The sequence below is a fragment of the Pantoea dispersa genome (assembly GCF_014155765.1).
Taxonomy (GTDB): domain Bacteria; phylum Pseudomonadota; class Gammaproteobacteria; order Enterobacterales; family Enterobacteriaceae; genus Pantoea; species Pantoea dispersa.
In genome coordinates, this window is record NZ_SCKT01000012.1 from 47,685 (window position 1) to 70,839 (window position 23,155).

A 23,155-nucleotide genomic window follows, 5' to 3' on the forward strand; every position below is an offset into this window, starting at 1 on the left:
CTTCCTTAAGTAAGTTGTCCAAGCGTGACGCGCGGATTGCCGCCGTAATCCTCAACGGTGGTGACCGCCTGAAAGCCATTACGGGTTAGCAGCGCGCGTACAGCCTCGCCCTGCTGCCAGCCGTGTTCCAGCAGCAGCCAACCCTGCGGCTGCAACCAGTGCGGCGCGCGTTCAATGATTAATCGTAAATCGGCCAGCCCGGCCTCCTCCGCCACCAGCGCGCTGAGCGGCTCAAAACGCACGTCGCCCTGCTGCAGATGTTCATCGGCGGCATCAATGTAAGGCGGATTGCTGACAATCAGATCGAAACGTTGGGCGGGCAGATCGTCGAACCAGTGGCTGAGCACAAATCCGGCGTTGGTGAGGTGCAGGCGCTGGGCGTTGTCCTGCGCCAGCGCAACCGCAGCGGCGATGCGGTCGCAGCCGGTAATCTGACAATCGGGCCGCTCGCTGGCCAGCGCCAGCGCAATGGCGCCGGTGCCGGTGCCGAGATCGAGCACCGCGGAGGGCGTCGCGGGCAGCCGCAGCAGCGCCTGCTCCACCAGCACTTCGGTATCCGGACGCGGAATCAGCGTGGCATCACTGACGCGTAGCGGCAGCGACCAGAACTCGCGTTCGCCCACCAGATGCGCAATCGGCTCACCGCGCACGCGGCGTGCCAGTAACGTCTCCAGCTGTGCCAGTTGCGCATCATCGAGCGGGCTGTCGTCAAACGCTATCAGCCAGCTGCGCGACTTGCCGGTGACAAAACCCAGCAGAATCTCCGCGTCGCGCTTCGGGCTATCGCCTCCGCACAACGCAGCCTGCGCCTGCTGCAGCCAGCGCCGGACGTTCATCACTCCTGCCCGGCCAGTGCGGCCAGCTGGTCAGCCTGATACTCCTGCACAATCGGCTCGATCAGCGTATCCAGCTTGCCTTCCATGGTTTCGTCGAGGCGGTAGAGCGTCAGGTTGATACGGTGATCGGTGACGCGCCCCTGCGGGAAGTTATAGGTACGAATACGGTCGGAACGGTCGCCGCTGCCCAGCAGATTACGCCGCGTCGAGGCTTCCGCCGCCTGGCGCTTCGCCATTTCCGCTGCGTGAATGCGTGCACCCAGCACCGCCAGCGCTTTGGCTTTGTTTTTGTGCTGCGAGCGCTCATCCTGGCACTCCACCACGATGCCGGTTGGCAGGTGGGTGATACGGATCGCCGAATCGGTGGTGTTAACGTGCTGACCGCCCGCGCCGGAAGAGCGGAAAGTGTCGATTTTCAGATCGCCCGGATTGATGTCCGGCAGCTCGGCTTCCGGCAGCTCCGGCATCACCGCCACGGTACAGGCGGAGGTGTGAATGCGCCCCTGCGATTCGGTTTCCGGCACGCGCTGCACGCGATGGCCGCCGGATTCAAACTTCATGCGGCCATAGGCGCCATCACCGGTAATACGCGCAATGACTTCTTTGTAGCCGCCATGCTCGCCGTCGTTGGCGCTCATGATCTCCACCTGCCAGCGGCGCGCTTCGGCATAGCGGCTGTACATGCGGAACAGATCGCCGGCGAAAATCGCCGCTTCGTCGCCACCGGTGCCGGCGCGCACTTCGATAAAGCACGGACGTTCATCGTCGGGATCTTTCGGCAGCAGCAGCACCTGAAGTTGCTGTTCCAGCACCTCGCGCTTGTCGCGCGATAGTTTCAACTCTTCCTGCGCCATGTCGCGCATTTCCGCATCGTCGAGCAGCATTTCAGCCGTTTCGACATCTTCCTGCACCTGCTGCCATTCGCGGAAACAACGGGTGACGTCGCTCAGCTGGGCATATTCACGTGATAACGCGCGGAAACGGTCCTGATCGCCAATTACGCCGGCATCGCCCAGTAACGCTTCAACTTCTTCATGGCGTTCCTGCAGCGCTTCCAGCTTGGCAACAATCGAGCTCTTCATCTAATAGAGGGTATCCCAGTGATAGGTCGTGACAGACCAGATTACTCTAAACCGAGGCTGTCACGTAAGATCTGCAGGCGTTCGCTGTCGCCGTCGCGCGCGGCCTGCTGCAGTGATTTGGTTGGTGCATGAATTAAACGGTTGGTGAGCTTGTGTGCCAGCTCCTGCAAGACTTTTTCGGCATCAGCACCCTGACGCAACGCCGCCAGCGCGCGATCCTGCAGCTCGGCGCGCACGTCGTCAGCCTGCGCGCGGTATTCGCGGATGGTTTCACCGGCGCTTTGCGCGCGCAGCCAGGCCATGAATTCACCGCTCTCCTGCACCACAATGCTTTCCGCCTGCACCGCCGCCGCTTTGCGCTGCGCCATGTTCTGCTCGATGATCGCCTGCAGATCATCCACGCTGTACAGGTAGGCGTTAGCGAGCTTGCCCACTTCCGGCTCGACATCGCGCGGCACGGCGATATCCACCAGCAGCATAGGCTGATTGCGGCGCGCCTTCAGCGCCCGTTCCACCATGCCTTTGCCAATAATCGGCAGCGGACTGGCGGTGGAGGAGATAATGATATCGGCATCGGCCAGGCGGGTTTCGATATCGGCAAGGCCAATCACTTCGGCGCCCACTTCGTCCGCCAGCAGCTGTGCGCGTTCGCGCGTGCGGTTGGCGATCATCAGTTTGCGCACGCTGTGTTCGCGCAGGTGACGCGCCACCAGTTCGATGGTTTCACCGGCACCGACCAGCAGCACGTTAACGCTGCTGAGTGATTCGAAAATCTGACGGGCTAAGGAGCAGGCAGCAAAGGCGACCGACACCGCGCTGGCGCCGATTTCGGTTTCGGTGCGCACGCGCTTGGCCACCGAGAAGGTTTTCTGGAACATGCGTTCCAGCTCGCTACTCAGCGCATGGTCGCGCGAGGAGTCAGCATGGGCTTTTTTGACCTGACCGAGAATCTGTGGCTCGCCCAGCACCAGCGAGTCGAGCCCGCTGGCCACGCGCATCAGGTGGCTGACCGCCGCGTTGTCCTGATGCCAGTACAGGCTGTTGCGCACGTCCTCTTCACGTAAGTCGTGATACTCGCACAACCAGCGCACCAGCCGCTCCTGCAGATCGGTCTGCTGCTCTACGCTGAGGTAGAGTTCCGTCCGGTTACAGGTAGAAAGCACCACCCCGCTCTGCACCATCGGCTGAGACAGCAAGCTGTTCAGCGCCTGGTCCAGCGTGTCTGGCGTGAACGAAACACGTTCGCGCAGCGCAACAGGTGCGGTTTTGTGGTTGATTCCGAGAGCAAGCAGCGTCATGGTGATTCGGGTTGGGAAGTCCCAATAATTGTCAGGTTTTGTGCTGCGCATTCTACAAGATGCAACAGATCAAGAAAAGCCATACAAAGCCTATGACTGTAATAAGATTAAACTGATCGTGCGCAATTATCCTGACATCGCCATTGACGGCACAGAGACGGATGGTTAGCGTTACCTGTTACGACGTAAAAACGTGTCTGAGGAGACGACCACGTGATGCATTTGCCCCCGCGCCAGCTGTTGCGCCTTTTGCCCCTTGCCAGCGTGTTGCTGGCTGCCTGTAGCATCAATAAACCGCAGCAAGGTCCCGGTCCCAGCACGACATCGCCGCAGTGGCAGCAACATCAGCAGGCGGTAGCGAAAATCACCCAGTACCAGACGCGCGGCGCGTTTGCCTATCTGTCGGATAAACAAAAGGTTTATGCCCGATTTAACTGGCAGCAAACTGCTGCAGACCGCTACCGTCTGCTGCTGACTAACCCGCTCGGCAGCACCGAACTGCAGCTCGACGCGCAGGGTTCGGTGGTGCAGATTGTCGATAACAAAGGCAAACGCTACGTCAGCAACGACGCGGAGAAGATGATTTCCCAGCTCACCGGCATGGATATTCCGCTGGCGAACCTGCGTCAGTGGATGATGGGGCTGCCAGGCGACGCCAGCGACTACCAGCTGAACAACAATTATCAGCTGCAAAGCCTGACCTACAGCCGCAACGGCCAGCAGTGGAAGGTGAATATCAGCGATTACGACAGCAAGGTGAACCCGCCGCTGCCGGCCAACCTCGAACTGACCGAAGGCGGTCAGCGCATCAAACTGCGCATGGATAGCTGGACCACACAATGATCACCACCTGGCCCGCGCCGGCAAAGCTCAACCTGTTTCTCTACATTACCGGCCGTCGTGCAGACGGCTACCACAATTTGCAGACGCTGTTTCAGTTTCTCGATGTTGGCGACACCCTGGAGATTACCCCGGATAACAGCGGCAGTATCACCCTGCTGACGCCGCTCGACGGCGTGGCTGATGAAGACAACCTGATCGTGCGGGCGGCGCTGGCGCTGCGCGCCGCAGCGGCGGACAAAGGCACGCTGCCGCCGCAGGCCGGTGCCCGGATCGCGCTGGAGAAGCGCCTGCCGATGGGCGGTGGTCTGGGCGGTGGCTCGTCTGATGCCGCGACGGTGCTGGTGGCGCTGAACCATCTGTGGCGCACCCAGCTCAGCGTGGATGAGCTGGCTACGCTTGGCGTGCGTCTCGGTGCTGATGTGCCGGTATTCGTGCGCGGCCATGCGGCGTTTGCCGAAGGGGTCGGCGAGCAATTGCAGCCCGCGTTTCCGGCGGAAAAATGGTATCTGGTGGCGCATCCTGGCGTCAGCATCGCTACCCCGGATCTGTTTCGCGATCCTGAACTGACGCGCGATTCACCAATACGCACATTAGATGAACTGTTGCAGCGTCCTTTTCACAATGATTGTGAAGCGGTAGCAAGAAAACGTTTTCGTGAGGTTGATGCGCTGCTTTCCTGGCTGCTAGAATACGCGCCGTCGCGCCTGACAGGGACCGGCGCTTGTGTGTTTGCTGAATTTGACACCGAGTCCGCTGCTCGTCAGGTGCTGGAGCTTGCCCCGAAATGGATGTGCGGATTTGTGGCGCGTGGGCTTAATCTCTCGCCGTTACAGCGCACCCTTTCCGGGCTCTAAGCGTAAACGTGACAGTGTCACCTTGTTCCAGACACTGCACGTGACGCATTAACACACCCGTATGAACAGGCTCAAATGTATTCGCCGGTTATTTTTGAGCGGTTCATTCTCTGGACGCCAAGCCTGAGGTTCTTCTCGTGCCTGATATGAAGCTATTTGCTGGTAACGCCACCCCGGAACTAGCACAACGTATTGCCAACCGCCTTTACACCAGCCTCGGAGACGCCGCTGTCGGCCGTTTCAGCGATGGCGAAGTAAGTGTACAGATTAATGAAAATGTACGCGGTGGTGATATTTTCATCATCCAGTCCACCTGTGCCCCCACCAATGATAACTTGATGGAGCTGGTTGTGATGGTCGACGCACTGCGTCGGGCTTCTGCTGGTCGTATTACTGCTGTAATCCCTTACTTTGGCTATGCCCGTCAGGACCGCCGCGTGCGTTCTGCCCGCGTGCCAATTACCGCCAAAGTTGTGGCTGATTTCCTCTCCAGCGTCGGCGTGGACCGTGTACTGACGGTTGACCTGCACGCTGAACAGATCCAGGGCTTTTTTGATGTCCCGGTGGATAACGTGTTCGGTAGCCCGATTCTGCTGGAAGATATGCTGCAGATTGGTCTGGAAAACCCAATTGTGGTTTCGCCGGACATCGGTGGCGTAGTGCGCGCTCGCGCTATCGCCAAACTGCTCAACGACACCGACATGGCCATCATCGACAAACGTCGCCCGCGTGCGAACGTGTCGCAGGTGATGCACATCATCGGTGACGTTGCCGGTCGTGACTGCGTACTGGTCGACGATATGATCGACACCGGCGGTACGCTGTGCAAAGCGGCTGAAGCACTGAAAGAGCGCGGCGCGAAACGCGTGTTCGCTTACGCCACCCATCCAATCTTCTCTGGCAACGCGGTGGAAAATCTGCGCAAATCAGTGATTGATCAGGTGATTGTTTGCGACACTATTCCGCTGTCGGAAGAGATGAAGTCACTGCCAAACGTGCGTACGCTGACGCTGTCTGGCATGCTGGCCGAAGCCATTCGTCGTATCAGCAACGAAGAATCGATTTCGGCGATGTTCGAACATTAATTGTTCGCGAAAAACCGGGCGCCCTGCCCGGTTTTTTATTGCCTGTGCGCGGAGTAACATCCCGATAAAGCCGCTTCCGCCGCCACTATTTGCGCGATAAATGGCCTCAAAATCCGCCAATCTCCCCGCCTTCCACTCTTTTTATCAGACAAGCGCATCCGGGCTTTAGCGGTCCAGTGATTAGTGATATTTTTCACCACACTTTTGCTGAGAACTCCGACCACCATGCCACTCGACATTTATACGTTGTTTATTTGCGAGCTCTACGTGCTGGGGTTTCTGAGCATTATTTTGATTTTTGCCTGGGTCGGGGCGCAGTACGACCGGGTGCTGGGTTTTACCACCCTGACGCTAATACTGACGCTTGCCGCCGTGCTGCTCAGCAGCCTGCGCAGCGCCGGTTTGCACTTTTTGCCGGTGGCGGTCGGGAATGTCATTATGCTGCTGGCCTACGGCACCCTGCTCAACGCCTTTCGTACTTTTTGCCGCCTACCGCTCGGTTTTTGCTGGATCACTGGCGCGCTGCTGTGGGCGCTGCTTTGTGCTTTTCCGCAGTTCTATCACGGCCAGCCGAAACGCGTGCTGGTCATGTGCCTGCTGTGCATCATCTTTACCGCCGCGCTGATTCGTCTGCTGTGGCAGGCGCGCGCCACGCTGACCGTCACTTTCTGGCCCGCGCAGATACTGCTGTGGATCCACTTACTGTTCCATCTGGCACGCATTTTCCTTGACGATGCGGTAGCCACCCCCGTGCCGGGTGCCATTGGCGGTTCCGGCTTTTCGGTGTATGTGATTCTGGAGTCGATCCTCTTCGTCATCGGCCTGACATTCACTATCCTGGCGATGGTTAATGAGCGGACGCAGATCGCCCATAAGCTGGCGTCGCTACACGATCCGCTCACCGGCGTCTGGAACCGGCGCGCGCTGTTTGAAGCCGCAGAAAAACTGCTGCTGCGCCACGCACGTTTGCCGCAGCCCTATATTTACAGTGCAGTGCTGTTCGACCTCGATCATTTCAAAAGCATCAACGATCGTTATGGCCATCAGCAGGGGGATCGGGTGCTGGTCGATTTTTGTCAGGTGGTAAAAGCGTTAATGCCGGTTGAGGGTCAGTTTGCCCGGCTGGGCGGTGAGGAGTTTGCCGCGTTGCTTCCTGGCGACAGTGAGCAGGCGCAGCGCATATGTGAGCGTATCCGGCTGGCGACACAGCTGTCGCTACCCAACGACATCGGCTATACGGTGAGCATTGGCTTTGCCACTGCCAGCCAGCGGCATCAGGCGTTTCCCGCCCTGCTGGCGCTGGCTGATGAAGCCTTGTATCGCGCTAAAGCCGCCGGACGTAACCGCGTCGAAGGTTATCAGACGCCGCAGGCGGCAATGGCGGAAGCCGGTTAGTGCGTTGAGTGGTGATCGCGACGGCAGCGTTTGTCACCGTAGTGACGCAGCCAGTAATAGCGGTCTTCCACCCTCTCCCGTCCGCTGACGCGTGCGCCGACCAGCCACAGTAGGGCACCCACAAAAATACTGAACATCGCTCCATGCGCGAGGAACTGTGGCAGGTTGACCGACGGTAGCTGGTTAATGATGGAATAACCCACTCCGAGCACCATGGTTAACAAGCCGAGACACATCAAACCATTACCGACGGTGCGGCAGTGTTGACGTTTCATGATTTACCTCCATCCTTTTCAGCAACGCAGAAAACAGCACGTTTGGTTAACTGGCCATAAGTTTAGGCAATGACTGGCGGTTAAGATGCGTACAGGATCACACATCCTTCACAATGTCTGACAAAACTTTACCGCCAGCGCCTTGATTTCGATAGAAATTGATTAGTCACCTCAGGTCATTAATCTGCCATTACGCCCTTTGTCATCCCCGCCGGCAGGCAGTAAACTATCGCCCTTTCGCAGCGAGACAGGATAAACATCGTGAGCAGCATTAAACTGATTGTGGGGCTGGCCAATCCCGGCGCTGAATACGCGGCAACGCGCCATAACGCTGGCGCCTGGTATGTGGATTTACTTTGCTCGCGCCATAATCAGTCCCTCAAAGAGGAGCCGAAGTTTTTCGGCTACACCGCGCGCCTGTCGCTGGCCGGCGAGGATGTGCGCCTGTTGGTGCCCACTACCTTTATGAACCTGAGCGGCAAAGCGGTGGCGGCGATGGCAACGTTCTATCGCATTACGCCGGAAGAGATTCTGGTGGCACACGATGAAATGGACCTGCCGCCAGGCGTGGCGAAATTCAAACAGGGCGGCGGCCATGGCGGTCATAACGGCCTGAAAGACATCATCAGCAAGCTCGGTAATAACAACAATTTTCATCGCCTGCGCGTCGGTATCGGCCATCCGGGCGATCGTAACAAGGTCACCGGATTTGTGCTCGGCAAGGCACCGGCCAGCGAACAGAAGCTGATTGACGAGGCGGTCGACGAAGCGGTGCGCTGTACCGAGCTGTGGCTAAAAGAAGACAAGATTAAGGCGATGAACCGCCTGCACGCCTTCAAAGCCAGCTAAGCCAATTCCCGCGCCGCCGCAGGGAATTCTGTGTATAATGCGCGAAAATTTTTGAATCAGTCGGCGCTGTCTGCCAGCGCTGCACACTCAGTGAGAAAGGTAAGATCATGGGATTTAAATGCGGTATTGTGGGCCTGCCGAACGTCGGTAAATCCACCCTGTTCAACGCGCTGACCAAAGCGGGTATCGAAGCAGCCAACTTTCCGTTCTGCACCATCGAGCCCAACACCGGCGTGGTGCCGATGCCTGACCTGCGCCTCGATCAGCTGAGCGAGATTGTTAAGCCACAGCGCGTGGTGCCAACCACCATGGAGTTCGTGGACATCGCCGGTCTGGTAAAAGGCGCGTCGAAAGGTGAAGGCCTGGGCAACCAGTTCCTGACCAACATCCGTGAAACAGAAGCTATTGGCCACGTGGTACGCTGCTTTGAAAACGACAACATCATCCACGTCTCCGGTAAAGTAAACCCGGCGGAAGATATTGATGTCATCAACACCGAGCTGGCGCTGTCGGATCTCGACACCTGCGAACGTGCCATTCAGCGCTGTCAGAAGAAAGCCAAAGGCGGCGACAAAGATGCTAAGGCGGAACTGGGCGCGCTGGAGAAGTGCCTGCCGCATCTGGAAAACGCCGGTATGCTGCGCTCGCTGGCGCTGGACGCCGATGAGAAAGCAGCGATCCGCTATCTCAGCTTCCTGACACTGAAGCCGACCATGTACATCGCCAACGTCAATGAAGACGGTTTCGAGAACAACCCGTATCTCGACCAGGTGCGCGCGATTGCTGAAGCCGAAGGCTCAGTGGTGGTGCCGGTCTGTGCGGCAGTGGAATCGGACATCGCCGAACTGGAAGATGAAGAGCGCGACGAATTCATGGCTGAACTGGGCCTGGAAGAGCCGGGCCTCAACCGCGTGATCCGCGCTGGTTACGCCCTGCTCAACCTGCAGACTTACTTCACCGCAGGCGTGAAAGAAGTGCGTGCCTGGACCATCCCGGTTGGCGCCACCGCACCGCAGGCAGCCGGTAAAATCCACACCGACTTCGAAAAAGGCTTTATCCGCGCTCAGACCATCGCATTCGAAGATTTCATCACATACAAAGGTGAACAGGGCGCGAAAGAAGCCGGCAAAATGCGTTCAGAAGGTAAAGAGTACATCGTGAAAGATGGCGATGTGATGAACTTCCTGTTTAACGTCTGATTGGCTTCCAGGGTGTCATGAGGTTCCACTTATCTCATGAACCCGCAAAAAATAAAATCCACGCCATTGCGTGGATTTTTTATTACATGCTTTTTACGGGCGGGGATAAATTGCCAGCGCCAGTCACATCCCACTCTTTACGGCGGCTGGTCAAAATCTCGGCTGCGGCGCTACTTATAGCTCCCCTTACCGAACCACAGTACCTGTTTAATCGAAACGGGCAACCAGGCTGATGCTATTGAAGTACAGCCTGGCTCACTGAAACCAACGGTACTCCCTGGATATACAGCAATTTAACTTATCCTGATGAACGAAAGGTTTCGAGGCAGGATTGGCTGATAAACCTGATGGACCTAAATATACTTACGCTTTGTTTGTCATTATTACAGAGCGCACTCATGAGCCGATACCATGTTGCTGGCAGTGAAGGTAAGTTTGAAAAAGACTCAGGCGAGCAGGTCATGGCCAATAAGCTTAGGCTCACCGATTCCACTGAGATGAATGAGGCAGAACTTGTTCTGTTAGAACAACTCTACCAGTCAGTTTTTGAGGAAAACTTTCCCGAAGGAAAACTCAACGTCGCGCTACTAAAAAGCTGGCATCGCCGCTGGCTGGGTAACACCTACGAATGGGCTGGACAAGAGAGAACGGTCAATATTAGCAAGGGTGATTTTATGTTTGCGCCCTCAGCACAATTGCCAAAACTACTGAACGAATACAACAAGTATCTTGCGCATTACACGCCCTGTAACGACATGGACGAAGAAGAACTCATCATCGCTATCGCCGTTACGCATGTCGAGCTGATACTTATACATCCCTTTAGAGAAGGAAACGGACGTTTGTTGCGGCTGTTAGCTGATGTCATGGCGGTTCAGGGAGGATACAAACCGCTGGATTATCAAAGCTGGGAGCAGAATAAAACCCAGTATTTTTCGGCTATTCATGCTGGTATGTCAATGGACTACGCACCAATGAAATACTGGGCCAGTCGGGCATTGAGAAGGCACTAAGCCAGGCGAAGATGCGCGAATTTTTTACGCGCGGCTTCAAGTGAGGCCTCGACGCTAGCTGAGGACTGGCCGGTTTCAACAGCCGTTGACGTTGCTACTGAACGAATGATATCGGAGCGAGAAGGTTTAGCATAACCTGAGTGCGCTTTTTTTCTGTTGTTGGTCATTAAGCCCTCTCTACATCAGTGCAGTTGCGTAAGACACCATAGCCTCAAGAGTATATCAAAGCTTTGAACCAACATCACGTTCCCTTCTGGCTCGGCAAGCTGATGTCCCATCAGGCTTCAAACAATCTCATGAGCCCGGTAAATAAACCCCACGCAAGGCGATGAATCGCGCCGCTACGGCTATTGTGCGAATTGCGGTTTCATTGACTGAATGGCAGCAACGCGGCCGCGCGAATGATTACTGAAGCAGCTACGCCAGGCTAATTATCCGATCCGTTAGTGGCATACAGCGGCCATGACTCAAACAGGTAGCCGTCGAAATCAATGTCGTCCACATCAGAAAACTCCAGCAGCAGCTGCTTGACGTTTTCCAGGTGTTGCCACATCGCCTGTTTCGCGGCGCGCGCGTCTTTCTTAATTAAGGCGGCGAGGATCTTTTTATGATCGTCGAGCCACTTTTTGCGGTAGTTGGTATTGATCAGATGCCGATGCAGCTGGCTCCACATCACGTTGTCTTCCCGCCACTGCCAGGATTGTTTGAACAGCTCCACCAGCATGCTGTTGTGCGTGGCTTCGGCAATCGCCAGGTGGAAATTGCGGTCGCCGTTTTCGCTGTCATTCACTGCGCCTGACGCCAGCTCGCGTTCTTCCAGCGCCAGCGCCTGGCGCATTTTGATAATGTCTTCACGCGTCGCCTGTAACGCAGCGAATTCGGCGATATTACTCTCCAGCAGCTGGCGGGCCTGCAGCATCTCAAACGGACCGGCCGCATTGCAGGCGGTTTGCGCAGCGGCACGCGGTGCCGGCGTGTCATTGATCACATAAATGCCTGCGCCACGCCGCACTTCAATTAACCCTTCCAGCTCTAGCATAATCAGCGCCTCACGCACCAGCGTGCGCGTGACGTTTAGCAGCATCGCCAGTTCACGCTCCGGCGGCAACCGCTCGCCAATTGCGTACTGTTTCTGCGTGATCATGTTGCGAAGCATCTCGCCCACTTCCTGATAGGGTCGCTGTGCTGAAGCTTGTGGTTTCATAACGCTCTTTTCTGCTGGTTCAGACATTAGGCCGCCAAATTTTCTACCCTGCACTATAACACAGGGCGTGATTTTCACCGTGGGTTAAGGCTGAAGTAGCGTCGGGCGTTATGGAAGCAGATATCCTGCAACATCGCGCCCAGCGCGGCTTCATCGTGCGGCACGATGCCGTCACGCACCCACTCGCCAAACAGATTGCACAGAATGCGGCGGAAGTATTCGTGCCGCGTATAAGAAAGAAAACTGCGCGAATCGGTCAGCATGCCAACGAACTGACTGAGCAGCCCCATCTGCGCCAGCTGCTCCAGTTGCCGCAGCATCCCGTCACGCTGATCGTTGAACCACCAGCCAGAGCCGAACTGCATCTTGCCCGCCATCCCTGCGCCCTGAAAGTTACCCGCCATGGTAGCCAGCACTTCGTTGTCACGCGGATTGAGGCAGTAAAGAATGGTTTTTGGCAGCTGGTCATTGGTGTCCATCGCGTCCAGCAGGCGCGCCAGCGGCCAGGCAACAAGATGATCGCCGATGGAGTCGAAACCGCTGTCCGGGCCGAGCTGACGGAACATGCGCGTGCTGTTATTGCGGATCGCACCGATATGTAATTGCATCGCCCAGCCACGGCGGGCATACTCCGCGCCCAGCCACACCAGCACAGCGGTACTGAACTGCGCAATCTCCAGCTCGCTCAGCGCCGCATTGCTGCGGCGTCTGGCGAGAATGCCATCCAGCACGCTGTCGGCTGGCACCGCAGCATAGCGCAGCGTTTCAATGCCGTGGTCGGCGGCACGGCAGCCATGGGCGGAAAAGTGGTCCAGTCGGCGCAGTAACGCCACACGCAGCGCATCAAAGCTATCGATACTGACATCTGCGGCGGCTTCCAGCCGGGTCAGGTAATCGGTGAATCCTTCCAGTTCAATCTTGAACACCCGGTCCGGACGCCAGCTCGGTGCCACCTCAATATCAAAGCTGCTGTCTTCAGCTATCTGACGATGGTACTGCAGGGAGTCGATCGGATCGTCAGTGGTGCCCACCATACGCACGTTCATCTGGCGCATGATGCCGCGCGCGGAAAATTCAGGCGTGGCCAGCTTCTCCGCACACTCATGCCAGATGCGTGGTGCGGTTTCTGGTCCAAACAGCGTGTCTGTGATACCAAACGGCCGGCGCAGCTCCAGATGCGTCCAGTGATAGAGCGGATTGCCGAGCGTTTTTGGCACGGTCTGCGCCCAGGCCAGATATTTATCGTAATCGCTGGTGGTGTTACCGGTGATCAATGATTCCTCTACACCCGCCGCGCGCAGTGCGCGCCATTTGTAGTGATCGCCCTCCAGCCAGATTTGCCCGAGGTTGGCAAACTGTCGGTCTTCTGCAATCTCCTGCGGATTGAGATGGCAGTGGTAATCATAGATCGGCATCTGCGCCGCCACGTCGTGATACAGGCGACGCGCCACCTCGCTGTGCAACAGAAAATCGTCATCCATAAAACGCTTCATTTGGCCTCCGGATTGAGGGATGCAACCGCGGCTCTGGCACCCTGCTGGCACAGGCGGTCATAGGTGTGTTGCAGGGCGGCAACAAAGGCCGGATTGGCGGGTAAGTCGTCCGCAAAGATCTCGTTAATGCCCAGCAGCGCCTGCACGCGGGCGGGACCTGAAGGGAACTGCTGATTAATCCGCTCAAACTTAGCGACCAGCGGATCAGCCACCGGGTAGCGCTCGCCCTTTTCGTCTTCGCCGAGGATATATCGCATCCAGCCCGCGATGCCGAGCAGCAGATGCCGGCAGTCGCTGCCGTGATGCAGATGATAGCGCAGCGAATCCAGCATGCGCTGTGGCAGTTTCTGACTGCCATCGCTGGCAATTTGCGCCGTGCGATGGCGCAGCGACGGATTACTGAAGCGCTCAAGCAGTTGATGCGCATACGCGTTCAGATCGCTGCCTGCCGGCATCGTCAGCGTGGCACGCTGTTCAGTCAGCATCAGCGACAGCGCGGCCTGACGGTAAGCGGGCAGCTGCATGGTATCAGCGATAGTTTCACAACCGCCGAGGTAGCCAAGATACGCCAGAAACGAGTGCGTGCCATTCAGCAGACGCAGTTTCATCAACTCGTAGGGGGCGACATCCGGAACAAATTGCGCACCAACGCGCTGCCAGTCGGGACGTCCCGCCAAGAAGTTATCTTCAATCACCCACTGACGAAACGGTTCGCAGGCGACACCGCAGGGATCGGCGATGCCCAGCAACCCGGTAATCTCGCGCTGCGTCTCTTCCGTCACGGCCGGCACGATGCGGTCAACCATGGTGCAGGGAAATGTAACCTGTTGGTCAATCCATGCCGCCAGCGCCGCATCCTGCCGTTGTGCCAGACCGATGACCGCAGCCCGCGCGACGTGGCCGTTATCACGCAGATTGTCGCATGACAGCACGGTAAAAGGCGCTAACCCGGCTTCACGCCGCAAGCGCAGCGCCTCAACGATAAAGCCAATGGCGGATTTCGGCTGCCGGGGATGGGCCAGATCGTGCACGATCAGCGGATGGGTGCTATCCAGTTCGCCAGTTGCGCCATGAGTGCAATAGCCTTTTTCGGTTACCGTCAGCGAGACGATGGCGGTTTCCGCGCGGGAAAGCGCGTTAAGAATGCCGTCACAACCGTCCAGCGCCGGGTGCAGCGCGGAGTGTACGGAACCAATGATTTTGACGTCATGACGCGTCGCGCCTTGCTCGGTGACGCTGTAGAGCAAATTCTGCGCGCGCAATTGTTCCACCAGCTGTCTGCCGCTGGCCGACATCAGGTTGACCTCGCAAATGCCCCAGTCGCTGTCGCTTATCTCCAGCAGATGGTGCTGATAGAGCGCCTGATGCGCGCGATGAAACGCGCCGCAGCCGATGTGCACGATGCGCGGCACCAGCCGCTGCTGCTGCCATGCGGGCCGCGCCACCTTAATGCTGGCGTCGGCAAGGTTGTGTTGCATGTGAACTCCTCAGTGTCCGGCGTGACTGCGCGTCCGCCGGGCAAGCGGTACAGGGCGACCGGCGTCAGAAAAAGGCGCGGTGTATCGCCAGCTCAACGCCACGAATCTCAGCCAGACCTTTCAGCCGGCCAATCGCGGAATAACCCGGGTTGGTTTTCTTGTGCAGATCGTCCAGCATCTGATGCCCGTGGTCGGGCCGCATCGGGATCAGGTCTTCCTGCCCCGCATTACGACGGCGCTGCTCCTCTTCGGCAATCGCTTTGATCACCGCAAACATATCGACATCGCCGCCAAGGTGCGCGGCTTCGTGGAAAGTTTTGGGGTTGGCTTCACGCCGGGTTGAGCGCAGATGGGCAAAATAGATGCGCGGCCCAAAACGTTTCACCATGCCGGCTAAATCATTTTCCGCCAGTACGCCGTACGAACCGGTACACATCGTGAAGCCGTTGGCCGGGCTGTCGATGGTGTCGATCATCCACTGCAGGTCGTCGGCATTGGAGACGATACGCGGCAGGCCGAGGATCGGGCGCGGCGGATCGTCCGGATGTACCGCCATGCGAATACCGACCTCTTCAGCAACCGGGATGATGCCGCGCAAAAACGTGGCAAAGTGCTCGCGCAGCCGGGCTTTGTCGATGCCGTCATAGCGCGCCAGCTGAGCACGAAACTGCGCCAGCGTATAGCCCTCTTCCGCGCCGGGTAATCCGGCGATGATGTTACGCGTTAGCCGCAGCTTGTGCTCTTCGCTCATGCTGGCGAAGCGCGCAGCGGCCTGGGCTATCTCGTCAGCGCTGTAATCATTTTCTGCGCCCTGACGCTGCAGGATATGCAGCTCGAATACCGCAAATTCAATCTGATCGAAGCGCAGCGCTTTCGCGCCATCCGGCAGCTCGAACGCCAGGTCGGTGCGCGTCCAGTCCAGAATCGGCATGAAGTTGTAGCACACGGTGTGGATGCCGCACTGCGCCAGATTGCGCAGCGACTGCTGATAGTTGCTGATCCACTTTTGGCACTGCCCGCCGCCGGTTTTGAGCTCCTCATGGATCGGCACACTCTCTACCACCGACCAGACCAGCCCGGCCGCTTCAATCATCGCTTTGCGCTGCAAAATCTCCTCCACCGGCCACACCTCGCAGTTCGGGATGTGATGCAGGGCAGTCACAATGCCGGTAGCGCCCGCCTGTCGGGCATCGGCGAGTGAAACGGGATCGTCAGGGCCATACCAGCGCCAGGTCTGCTTCATGTCGTTTTCTCCTGCGGGCCTGAGCATCATCCTCAAAGCCCTTCCATTTTGGTTGACCAATATTACAAGCGAAGCGCTTTATGAGTCATAAAAAGTGGCTGCGCAGCGTCAAATTCGGCCTTTCACCGGCGGAAGTCAACCTGATAAATGATTTTGGTTAACCAGATCACAAATACCACATCAGGCTGGCGACCACCTGGCCTAACTGTGGTTCACTCCCGGCGGATAGTTAGAACAGGACGCATCACGCCACGCCCGGCAATCAAGGGCCAGGGGTTATGCGCTGGCCGGTATGAACTCCACCTCCGGCCAGGCAGTCACAGACGTTGCTCACACATGCTGTTAATAATGAATGGAGAATCCGATGAACCGCAGTTTGAACCCAGGGATTGCCGCAACCGGCACGAAACGCGTCATCCGTCATCTGCGCTGGTGGGTGCTGGTGCTTTTTCTCGCCGGTGTCACCGTTAACTACATTACCCGTAACTCGTTAGGTATTCTGGCCCCCGAGCTGAAAACCAGTCTCGGCATCACCACAGAACAATATTCATGGATAGTCGGCGCTTTTCAGCTGGCTTATACCTTCTTTCAACCGATCTGCGGCTGGCTGATTGACGTCATTGGCCTCAAACTCGGCTTCTTCATCTGCGCCACCATCTGGGCGCTGGCCTGTCTGTTACATGCCGGCGCCGCCAGCTGGTTGCACCTGGCCATTTTGCGCTTTGTCATGGGCGGAGCTGAAGCGGCCGCCACGCCGGCTAACGCCAAAGTGATTGGTGAATGGTTCCCGAAAAAAGAGCGTCCGATCGCGGCCGGCTGGGCCGGCGTCGGCTTCTCGATTGGCGCCATGCTGGCGCCTCCCATCATCTACTTTGCCCACGCCTCGTTCGGCTGGCAGGGCGCATTCCTGTTTACCGGCTGTCTGGCTCTGGGCTGGGTGGTGCTGTGGTGGCTGTTGTATCGCGATCCGGAACGTAACCCGAATCTCAGCAGCGATGAGCTGGCCTTTATTCGTCAGGATAATGAGCCACCGGCGGTCAAACTGCCCTTTTTCAAAGCCCTGAAAACCGTCTCCAGAAACAAGCGTTTTTACGGTATCGCCATTCCCGCTTTTATGGCTGAACCGGCATGGGGCGTGCTGAGCTTCTGGGTACCGCTCTATCTGGCAAAAGACCTGGGAATGGACCTGAAACAGATTGCCATGTTCGCCTGGCTGCCGTTCCTCGCGGCGGATCTCGGCAGTGCAGCCAGCGGCTACCTGACGCGCATCTATACCCGGCTGTTTGGCTTCAGGCTGGTAAATTCCGTTGTCGCCAGCTCGGTCACCGGCGCCTTTCTGATGCTGTCGCTGGCACTGGTGGCGATGACCAAAGACCCCTACGTCGCGATTGCCCTGATCTCGATTGGCGGTTTTGGTCATCAGATCATTTCCTGCATGTTGAGTGCGCTGGTGGTGGAAAAATTTGATAAGGGCCAGATGGCCACGGTGAATGGCATGCGCGGCTCGTTTGCCTGGATCTCCAGCTTCCTGTTTTCGCTGGTGATTGGCGTGACGGCTGACAAAATCGGCTTTAACCCGCTGTTTGTCGCCATGGGCTTTTTTGACCTGATCGGTGCAGTCTTCCTGATTGCGTTTATTGCTGAGCGTCGTTCAGCGACCCAATGAAGTAGGTAACGATGAAAACCTTAAAAAACTGGTCTTTAGCCCATTCTGATCGTCACCATGTGGTGCTTAACGTCGATGGCAAACACCATCTGTGCCTGTACGTGCTGGAAAAAGGTCTGTTCCGCGTGGTGATCAAGCGCCACGGCAACTACAGTCTGGACCGCACCTGGAGCATTGCGCCGGAACAGGATGTTCCATGGGAAGGGCGTCCGCGCGACAGCCTGGCCGGGTTTAGCCTGCCCGGTTTTACGCTGGAGGAAGAAGCCAATTGTCTGACCATCAGTACCGACACGCTGCGCGTGATAGTGCGTCAGCCGCTGGCGCTGGAGTGGCAGTACCGTGATGCCGCAGGCGACTGGCAACTGCTGACCGGCGATCGCCCCACCAGCGCCTATCAGATCAACGCACACGGCGACGGCGTGGCGCACTATCAGCGCCGCATGGCGGACGACCGCTACTACGGTCTGGGCGAAAAAACTGGCGATCTGCAACGCAACGGCAAACGCTTTGAGATGCGTAATCTGGATGCTATGGGTTACAACGCCTCCTCCACCGATCCGCTGTACAAACATGTGCCCTTCACCCTCACGCGGCGTAACGACGTCAGCTTTGGCCTGTTCTACGATAACCTCAGCACCAGCTGGTTCGATCTGGGTAACGAGCTGGATAACTATCACCAGCCGTATCGCCGCTGGCAGGCGGAGAGTGGCGATATCGATTACTACCTGTTTGTCGGTAAGCGGGTGCTGGATATCACCAAAACCTTCGTACGCCTGACCGGCAAAACGCTGTTCGGCCCCAAATGGAGTCTGGGCTACAGCGGCTCGACCATGCATTATACCGATGCGCCGGATGCGCAAAATCAGCTGATGAACTTCATCCGCCTGTGCGAAGAGCACGCTATTCCGTGCGACTCCTTCCAGCTCTCCTCGGGCTATACCTCCATCAATAACAAGCGTTATGTGTTCAACTGGAACTACGACAAAGTGCCGCAGCCGGAAGCGATGAGCGAGGCGTTTCACGATGCCGGGCTGCGCCTGGCGGCCAACATCAAACCCTGCCTGCTGCAGGATCACCCGCGCTATGAAGAAGTCGCAGCTCAGGGACTGTTTATCCGCGATTCGGAAGAGGATGTGCCAGAGCGCTCGGTGTTCTGGGATGATGAAGGATCGCATCTCGATTTCACCCATCCGCAAACGGTGGCCTGGTGGCAGGAGAACGTCACCCGTCAGCTGCTGGAAAAAGGCATCGACGCCACCTGGAATGATAACAACGAGTATGAAGTCTGGGACGGTGAAGCGCGCTGCCACGGCTTCGGTACGCCGATTGCCATCAAGCACATTCGCCCGGTGATGCCGCTGCTGATGATGCGCGCCTCGATGGAAGCGCAACAGCGCTTTGCCCCCCAACAGCGACCGTTCCTGATTTCGCGCTCCGGCTGCGCCGGGATGCAGCGCTACGTTCAAACCTGGAGCGGCGATAACCGCACCAACTGGACCTCGCTGCGCTACAACATTCGCATGGGCCTCGGCATGAGCCTGTCCGGCTTGTATAACGTCGGTCACGACGTCGGCGGCTTCTCGGGGGATAAACCCGACGCAGAGCTGTTTATGCGCTGGGTGCAGAATGGCGTCATGCATCCGCGCTTCACCATTCATTCATGGAATGACGATCACACCGTGAATGAGCCGTGGATGTATCCTTCGGTCACACCCGCGATTCGGGCGGCCATTGCGCTGCGCTATCGCCTGCTGCCGTATCTTTACACGCTGCTGTGGCAGGCGCATGCGGACGATGAACCGATGCTACGTCCGACGTTCCTCGATCATGAACATGATGCCCAGACCTTTGCTGAGTGTGATGAATTCCTGCTCGGCCGCGATCTGCTGGTCGCCAGCGTAGTGGAACCCGGCCAGCGTGAACGCCGCCTGTGGCTGCCCGACAACCAGACAGGCTGGTATGATTTCGCCACGCAGCAGTGGTATAGCGGGGGTCAGTGGATCACCTTACCTGCGCCCCTGGAAACGCAGCCGCTGCTGGTGCGCGCAGGTGCGGCACTGCCACTCAGCGAGCGAATTGCTCACGTCGAGGCCGCCGCAGACGATCGTCGCACGCTGCAGCTTTACCCGTTGCAGGGCAAAGGCGTTAGCCACGGTGAACTGTTCGAAGATGATGGCGAGTCCTGGGGCTATCAGCAGGGCAATGCGCTGTGGCTGCAGTGGGAAATGCGCTGCGAAGCCACAGCCATTCACCTTACGTTGCGGCGCAAGGGTGATTATCAGCCGGCATGGCAAACGTTGCAGATTACCCTGCCCGCCAGTGAACAGCGTGCGCTGTTTATCGACGGTGTCGCCGCAGACGCTGCGCCAGCCGACGTGACGCTGGCTCAGATTTCCCGCAGCTGATAAAAGCAGGAGCGCACCGATGTCGGGTGCGCCTGCTTAACTTCACCACAGCCCGCTTTTCTCTCCCTCAGCAGCTTACACCACCACGATATCTGCCCGTTTTCTATCCCGACGTTATCCCGCTAATAAATCTATCCGGTTTAAGCAATATTCAACTTTGGCGCGCTATTAGTCATTAAGACGACATATAACCGGATAATTCCCGACTTCTCAAAGGGCCTCTGTGATGAAAAGATTGCTGTTACCGATGATAGCTTTACTTGCCAGCCACGCCACCCTTGCCGCCGACGGTCAAATCACGTTCGTCGGCGCGATCGTTGAACCCTCCTGTGATTATGCCGTGACGCGCAGCGTCTCGCTGAACTGCACGCGCGAAGGGATTAAAAAGAGCGAAACCCTGCAGGTTAATGGTGCCGCGCGTGAATTACCTTACGCGCTGGGCACCGCGCGCATTACCCGGGAGCGTGGTTTGACTTTTCTGCAGGTTGAATATAATTGATGGTTTTAAGTCTGATTTACTCAGCTGCTCATTATCGTAGTCATTATCACTGCCTGGCAAAGGAATGCTTTATAAAATAGAGTTTCTCTTAACCCATCCAGGCATTTCACTTCCAAAATAACAGGCATCTGATTAATCTGGCATCCAACGCTTCAGTCTGCAGATATTTTTAACTGCATGATGAGGGATATAAGCATCATTTGCGACTTCATGATTTTATATAAAAATAGCGCCTGTACGGTGCCGCCGGAAATGCCCCGTCTGATGGCCGCGGCCGGGTATTCAGCTCGCGCGCCTGATCGCCCATCGCACATTGACTTCTTTCGTGGCGCAGGTACATTTTACGCCATGAAAACCTTTCTGATTATTGTCCCGGACGGCGGCATGCTGTTCGAAGCGGCGGGTATCGCCGACATCCTGATGCACGCCAACCTGCACCTGCCGGTGGGCGTCGCTGGCGCACGCTATCGTATCAGCATTGCGACCACGCAGCCGCACCAGGTGATCCACGGCCAGTCCGGCCTCAATCTGCTCGCCGACCTCAAACTGGCTGAACTCGATCCGCGCGAACGCTGGGACACCATCATGATTACCGGCCGCGGTGATAACCCCGAAGAACGCAACATGGTGGTGGACTGGATTAAGCTGGCTGCCCCACAGGCGCGCCGCGTGGTGTCGATTTGCGGTGCGGCGATGCTGCTGGCGGAGGCGGGATTGCTGGATGGCCGGCGCGCCACCAGCCACTGGCGTCTGCTGGACACGCTGCAGGCCAGCTATCCGCGCGTGCAGGTTGAAGGCGGCCCGCTGTATATCCAGGATGGCCCAATCTGGACCTCTGGCGGCGTCAGCTCCGGCTTCGATCTGACGCTGGCGCTGGTAGAGGGAGATTTTGGTTTCAGCGTGGCGCGCGACATCGCGCAGGATATGGTGATGTATCTGCGTCGTCCCGGCGGCCAGATGCAGTTCAGCCGCTTTCACCTGCAGTCCGTCAGCGAGTCGGGGCCGATTGCTCAGCTGCAGAGCTGGATCGCCGCCCATCTGGCGGAAGACCTGTCGGTAGAGAACCTGGCGGCCCAGGTGGCGATGAGCCCACGTAACTTTACCCGCGTGTTCAGCCGCGAAACCGGCGTTTCACCGGCGCGCTATGTGGCAGAAGCGCGGCTGGCGGCGGCGCGCGAGCGGCTGGAGCAGACGCGCGAGACGCTGGAACGCATTGCCATCGCCACCGGCTTTGGCAGCAGCATCAACCTGCGGCGCAGCTTCGAGCGCCAGCTGCATCTCACGCCCAACGAATATCGCCAGCGCTTTCACAGCCGCAAAATGGCGTAAAGTGATCCTTTTTTGTCGTTTACGCCAGTGCACACCAGGCCTACAGTGACTGCAGTAACTTCACTAAGGAGTCAGTCATGATCAAGGTAGGCATTAACGGTTTTGGCCGTATCGGACGTAACGTATTCCGCGCCGCGCTCGGCAGCAGCGACATCGATATTGTGGCGATTAACGATCTCACCGACAGCAAAACGCTGGCGCATCTGCTGAAGCACGACTCTCTGCTGGGTCGGTTGCCGGCCGAAGTCAGCGCTGGCGACGGCGAGCTGCGCATTGATGGCAAACCTGTGCGGGTGTTCAGCGAGCGCGATCCGGCCAATATTCGCTGGCGTGACGTGGGCGTGGATATCGTCATCGAAGCCACCGGCTTTTTTACCGAGCGTGACAAAGCCGCGGTGCATATCACGCACGGCGGCGCCAAACGCGTGATCATCTCTGCGCCGGGCAAAAATGATGATTTGACGATTGTGATGGGCGTCAACGACCAGCGCTACGATCCGCAGCAGCACTTTGTGGTGAGTAACGGCAGCTGTACCACCAACGGCCTGGCACCGGCCGCGCAGGTGCTGCATCAGGCGTTTGGTATTGAGCACGGTCTGATGAACACCACCCATGCCTATACCAACAGCCAGGCGCTGCATGACCAGCCAGAGAAAGATCTGCGCGGCGCGCGTGCGGCGGCGCTGTCGATTGTGCCCTACTCCAGCGGCGCAGCTAAAGCGCTTGGCCGGGTGATTCCGGAACTGGAAGGCCGCTTAACCGGTTACTCGCTGCGCGTGCCGGTACCAGTGGTCTCGGTGGTGGATCTGACGGTGACGCTGAAACGCGACGTGACGGCCGAAGAGGTGAATGACGCCTTTAAAGCCGCTGCTGCTGTGGGCCCGCTGCAGGGTATCCTCGGCTACAGCGATGAGCCGCTGGTTTCCAGCGATTATCAGGGCGATGCGCGCTCATCGATCATCGACGGCTTATCCACGCTGGTGATTGGTGGCAACCTGGTGAAGATCCTTGCCTGGTACGATAACGAATGGGGCTTCTCCAACCGTCTGGTTGACCTCGCGCGCCTGATGGCACAGCGCGGTCTGTAATCTCCCCGGCGGCGTGCGCCC

At 57.8% G+C, this 23,155-nt stretch carries 20 protein-coding genes; 12 read left to right on the forward strand and 8 right to left on the reverse strand.

The window, feature by feature from the left end:
- Positions 1–5: 5 nt before the first annotated feature.
- From prmC to hemA, 3 genes are read right to left on the reverse strand one after another with little or no spacing between them, the layout of a single operon-like run.
- Positions 6–836, reverse strand: coding sequence for a peptide chain release factor N(5)-glutamine methyltransferase (gene prmC / locus H7K56_RS22025; RefSeq protein WP_058757489.1), 831 nt, complete (start codon positions 834–836; stop codon positions 6–8).
- Positions 836–1,918 (reverse strand): peptide chain release factor 1, encoded by a 1,083-nt coding sequence (gene prfA / locus H7K56_RS22030; RefSeq protein WP_058780680.1) that lies wholly within the window; start codon positions 1,916–1,918, stop codon positions 836–838. Before prfA ends, prmC begins: the two co-directional genes overlap by 1 nt.
- Positions 1,919–1,959: 41 nt before the next feature.
- A complete protein-coding gene (gene hemA, locus H7K56_RS22035; RefSeq protein ID WP_059009568.1) occupies positions 1,960–3,216 on the reverse strand; it encodes a glutamyl-tRNA reductase in 1,257 nt (418 codons plus the stop codon).
- 216 nt (positions 3,217–3,432) lie between these two features.
- On the opposite strand from hemA, the gene lolB reads away from it, so the two are divergent.
- From lolB to H7K56_RS22055, 4 genes are all read left to right on the forward strand, one after another.
- Positions 3,433–4,059, forward strand: a complete 627-nt coding sequence (gene lolB / locus H7K56_RS22040) for a lipoprotein insertase outer membrane protein LolB (protein WP_021509937.1) — start codon at positions 3,433–3,435, stop codon at positions 4,057–4,059.
- Complete coding sequence (gene ispE / locus H7K56_RS22045; protein ID WP_150361519.1) at positions 4,056–4,913, forward strand: 4-(cytidine 5'-diphospho)-2-C-methyl-D-erythritol kinase; 858 nt, start codon at positions 4,056–4,058, stop codon at positions 4,911–4,913. Before lolB ends, ispE begins: the two co-directional genes overlap by 4 nt.
- A gap of 137 nt (positions 4,914–5,050) precedes the next feature.
- Complete coding sequence (gene prs, locus H7K56_RS22050) at positions 5,051–5,998, forward strand: ribose-phosphate diphosphokinase (RefSeq protein ID WP_006118899.1); 948 nt, start codon at positions 5,051–5,053, stop codon at positions 5,996–5,998.
- Between the two features lie 225 nt (positions 5,999–6,223).
- Positions 6,224–7,393: a GGDEF domain-containing protein gene (locus tag H7K56_RS22055; RefSeq protein ID WP_058780682.1), complete on the forward strand. Its 1,170-nt coding sequence runs from the start codon at positions 6,224–6,226 to the stop codon at positions 7,391–7,393.
- Here H7K56_RS22055 and ychH read toward each other — a convergent pair.
- Complete coding sequence (ychH, locus tag H7K56_RS22060) at positions 7,390–7,668, reverse strand: stress-induced protein YchH (protein ID WP_021509933.1); 279 nt, start codon at positions 7,666–7,668, stop codon at positions 7,390–7,392. The two genes, H7K56_RS22055 and ychH, sit on opposite strands and share 4 nt — an antisense overlap.
- Positions 7,669–7,929: 261 nt before the next feature.
- Here ychH and pth point away from each other — a divergent pair, with 261 nt between their 5' ends.
- From pth to H7K56_RS22075, 3 genes are all read left to right on the forward strand, one after another.
- Entirely contained in the window at positions 7,930–8,517 is a 588-nt protein-coding gene (gene pth, locus H7K56_RS22065; RefSeq protein WP_021509932.1) for an aminoacyl-tRNA hydrolase, read from the forward strand.
- Between the two features lie 107 nt (positions 8,518–8,624).
- Positions 8,625–9,716: a redox-regulated ATPase YchF gene (ychF, locus tag H7K56_RS22070; RefSeq protein ID WP_150361520.1), complete on the forward strand. Its 1,092-nt coding sequence runs from the start codon at positions 8,625–8,627 to the stop codon at positions 9,714–9,716.
- Between the two features lie 398 nt (positions 9,717–10,114).
- A complete protein-coding gene (locus H7K56_RS22075) occupies positions 10,115–10,729 on the forward strand; it encodes a Fic/DOC family protein (RefSeq protein WP_150361522.1) in 615 nt (204 codons plus the stop codon).
- A gap of 427 nt (positions 10,730–11,156) precedes the next feature.
- On the opposite strand, the gene uxuR is transcribed toward H7K56_RS22075, so the two are convergent.
- The 4 genes from uxuR to uxuA form a co-directional block, all read right to left on the reverse strand.
- Entirely contained in the window at positions 11,157–11,933 is a 777-nt protein-coding gene (uxuR, locus tag H7K56_RS22080) for a Uxu operon transcriptional regulator (protein WP_031280188.1), read from the reverse strand.
- Between the two features lie 74 nt (positions 11,934–12,007).
- Positions 12,008–13,426, reverse strand: a complete 1,419-nt coding sequence (gene uxaC / locus H7K56_RS22085) for a glucuronate isomerase (protein ID WP_150361523.1) — start codon at positions 13,424–13,426, stop codon at positions 12,008–12,010.
- Positions 13,423–14,904 (reverse strand): fructuronate reductase, encoded by a 1,482-nt coding sequence (locus H7K56_RS22090; protein WP_150361525.1) that lies wholly within the window; start codon positions 14,902–14,904, stop codon positions 13,423–13,425. The genes uxaC and H7K56_RS22090 overlap by 4 nt, the downstream gene beginning before the upstream one ends.
- Positions 14,905–14,968: 64 nt before the next feature.
- Complete coding sequence (gene uxuA, locus H7K56_RS22095) at positions 14,969–16,147, reverse strand: mannonate dehydratase (RefSeq protein ID WP_150361527.1); 1,179 nt, start codon at positions 16,145–16,147, stop codon at positions 14,969–14,971.
- A 364-nt stretch (positions 16,148–16,511) separates the two neighbouring features.
- Here uxuA and H7K56_RS22100 point away from each other — a divergent pair, with 364 nt between their 5' ends.
- The 5 genes from H7K56_RS22100 (at position 16,512) to gap (ending at position 23,134) form a co-directional block, all read left to right on the forward strand.
- Complete coding sequence (locus H7K56_RS22100) at positions 16,512–17,813, forward strand: MFS transporter (protein ID WP_150361529.1); 1,302 nt, start codon at positions 16,512–16,514, stop codon at positions 17,811–17,813.
- Between the two features lie 11 nt (positions 17,814–17,824).
- Complete coding sequence (locus H7K56_RS22105; RefSeq protein ID WP_150361531.1) at positions 17,825–20,218, forward strand: glycoside hydrolase family 31 protein; 2,394 nt, start codon at positions 17,825–17,827, stop codon at positions 20,216–20,218.
- Positions 20,219–20,465: 247 nt separating this feature from the next.
- Positions 20,466–20,717, forward strand: a complete 252-nt coding sequence (locus H7K56_RS22110) for a YmdA family protein (RefSeq protein ID WP_150361533.1) — start codon at positions 20,466–20,468, stop codon at positions 20,715–20,717.
- A 348-nt stretch (positions 20,718–21,065) separates the two neighbouring features.
- Complete coding sequence (locus tag H7K56_RS22115; protein ID WP_150361535.1) at positions 21,066–22,046, forward strand: GlxA family transcriptional regulator; 981 nt, start codon at positions 21,066–21,068, stop codon at positions 22,044–22,046.
- 77 nt (positions 22,047–22,123) lie between these two features.
- Positions 22,124–23,134 (forward strand): type I glyceraldehyde-3-phosphate dehydrogenase, encoded by a 1,011-nt coding sequence (gene gap / locus H7K56_RS22120; protein ID WP_150361536.1) that lies wholly within the window; start codon positions 22,124–22,126, stop codon positions 23,132–23,134.
- The last annotated feature ends 21 nt before the right edge of the window (positions 23,135–23,155 follow it).

Excerpts from the sequence above, each read along its gene's own strand:
- prmC (WP_058757489.1), bottom strand. The coding sequence starts at position 836 with ATGAACGTCCGGCGCTGGCTGCAGCAGGCGCAGGCTGCGTTGTGCGGA.
- prfA (WP_058780680.1), bottom strand. The coding sequence starts at position 1,918 with ATGAAGAGCTCGATTGTTGCCAAGCTGGAAGCGCTGCAGGAACGCCAT.
- hemA (WP_059009568.1), bottom strand. The coding sequence starts at position 3,216 with ATGACGCTGCTTGCTCTCGGAATCAACCACAAAACCGCACCTGTTGCG.
- lolB (WP_021509937.1), top strand. The coding sequence starts at position 3,433 with ATGCATTTGCCCCCGCGCCAGCTGTTGCGCCTTTTGCCCCTTGCCAGC.
- ispE (WP_150361519.1), top strand. The coding sequence starts at position 4,056 with ATGATCACCACCTGGCCCGCGCCGGCAAAGCTCAACCTGTTTCTCTAC.
- H7K56_RS22055 (WP_058780682.1), top strand. The coding sequence starts at position 6,224 with ATGCCACTCGACATTTATACGTTGTTTATTTGCGAGCTCTACGTGCTG.
- ychH (WP_021509933.1), bottom strand. The coding sequence starts at position 7,668 with ATGAAACGTCAACACTGCCGCACCGTCGGTAATGGTTTGATGTGTCTC.
- ychF (WP_150361520.1), top strand. The coding sequence starts at position 8,625 with ATGGGATTTAAATGCGGTATTGTGGGCCTGCCGAACGTCGGTAAATCC.
- H7K56_RS22075 (WP_150361522.1), top strand. The coding sequence starts at position 10,115 with ATGAGCCGATACCATGTTGCTGGCAGTGAAGGTAAGTTTGAAAAAGAC.
- uxuR (WP_031280188.1), bottom strand. The coding sequence starts at position 11,933 with ATGAAACCACAAGCTTCAGCACAGCGACCCTATCAGGAAGTGGGCGAG.
- uxaC (WP_150361523.1), bottom strand. The coding sequence starts at position 13,426 with ATGAAGCGTTTTATGGATGACGATTTTCTGTTGCACAGCGAGGTGGCG.
- H7K56_RS22090 (WP_150361525.1), bottom strand. The coding sequence starts at position 14,904 with ATGCAACACAACCTTGCCGACGCCAGCATTAAGGTGGCGCGGCCCGCA.
- uxuA (WP_150361527.1), bottom strand. The coding sequence starts at position 16,147 with ATGAAGCAGACCTGGCGCTGGTATGGCCCTGACGATCCCGTTTCACTC.
- H7K56_RS22100 (WP_150361529.1), top strand. The coding sequence starts at position 16,512 with ATGAACCGCAGTTTGAACCCAGGGATTGCCGCAACCGGCACGAAACGC.
- H7K56_RS22105 (WP_150361531.1), top strand. The coding sequence starts at position 17,825 with ATGAAAACCTTAAAAAACTGGTCTTTAGCCCATTCTGATCGTCACCAT.
- H7K56_RS22110 (WP_150361533.1), top strand. The coding sequence starts at position 20,466 with ATGATAGCTTTACTTGCCAGCCACGCCACCCTTGCCGCCGACGGTCAA.
- H7K56_RS22115 (WP_150361535.1), top strand. The coding sequence starts at position 21,066 with ATGAAAACCTTTCTGATTATTGTCCCGGACGGCGGCATGCTGTTCGAA.
- gap (WP_150361536.1), top strand. The coding sequence starts at position 22,124 with ATGATCAAGGTAGGCATTAACGGTTTTGGCCGTATCGGACGTAACGTA.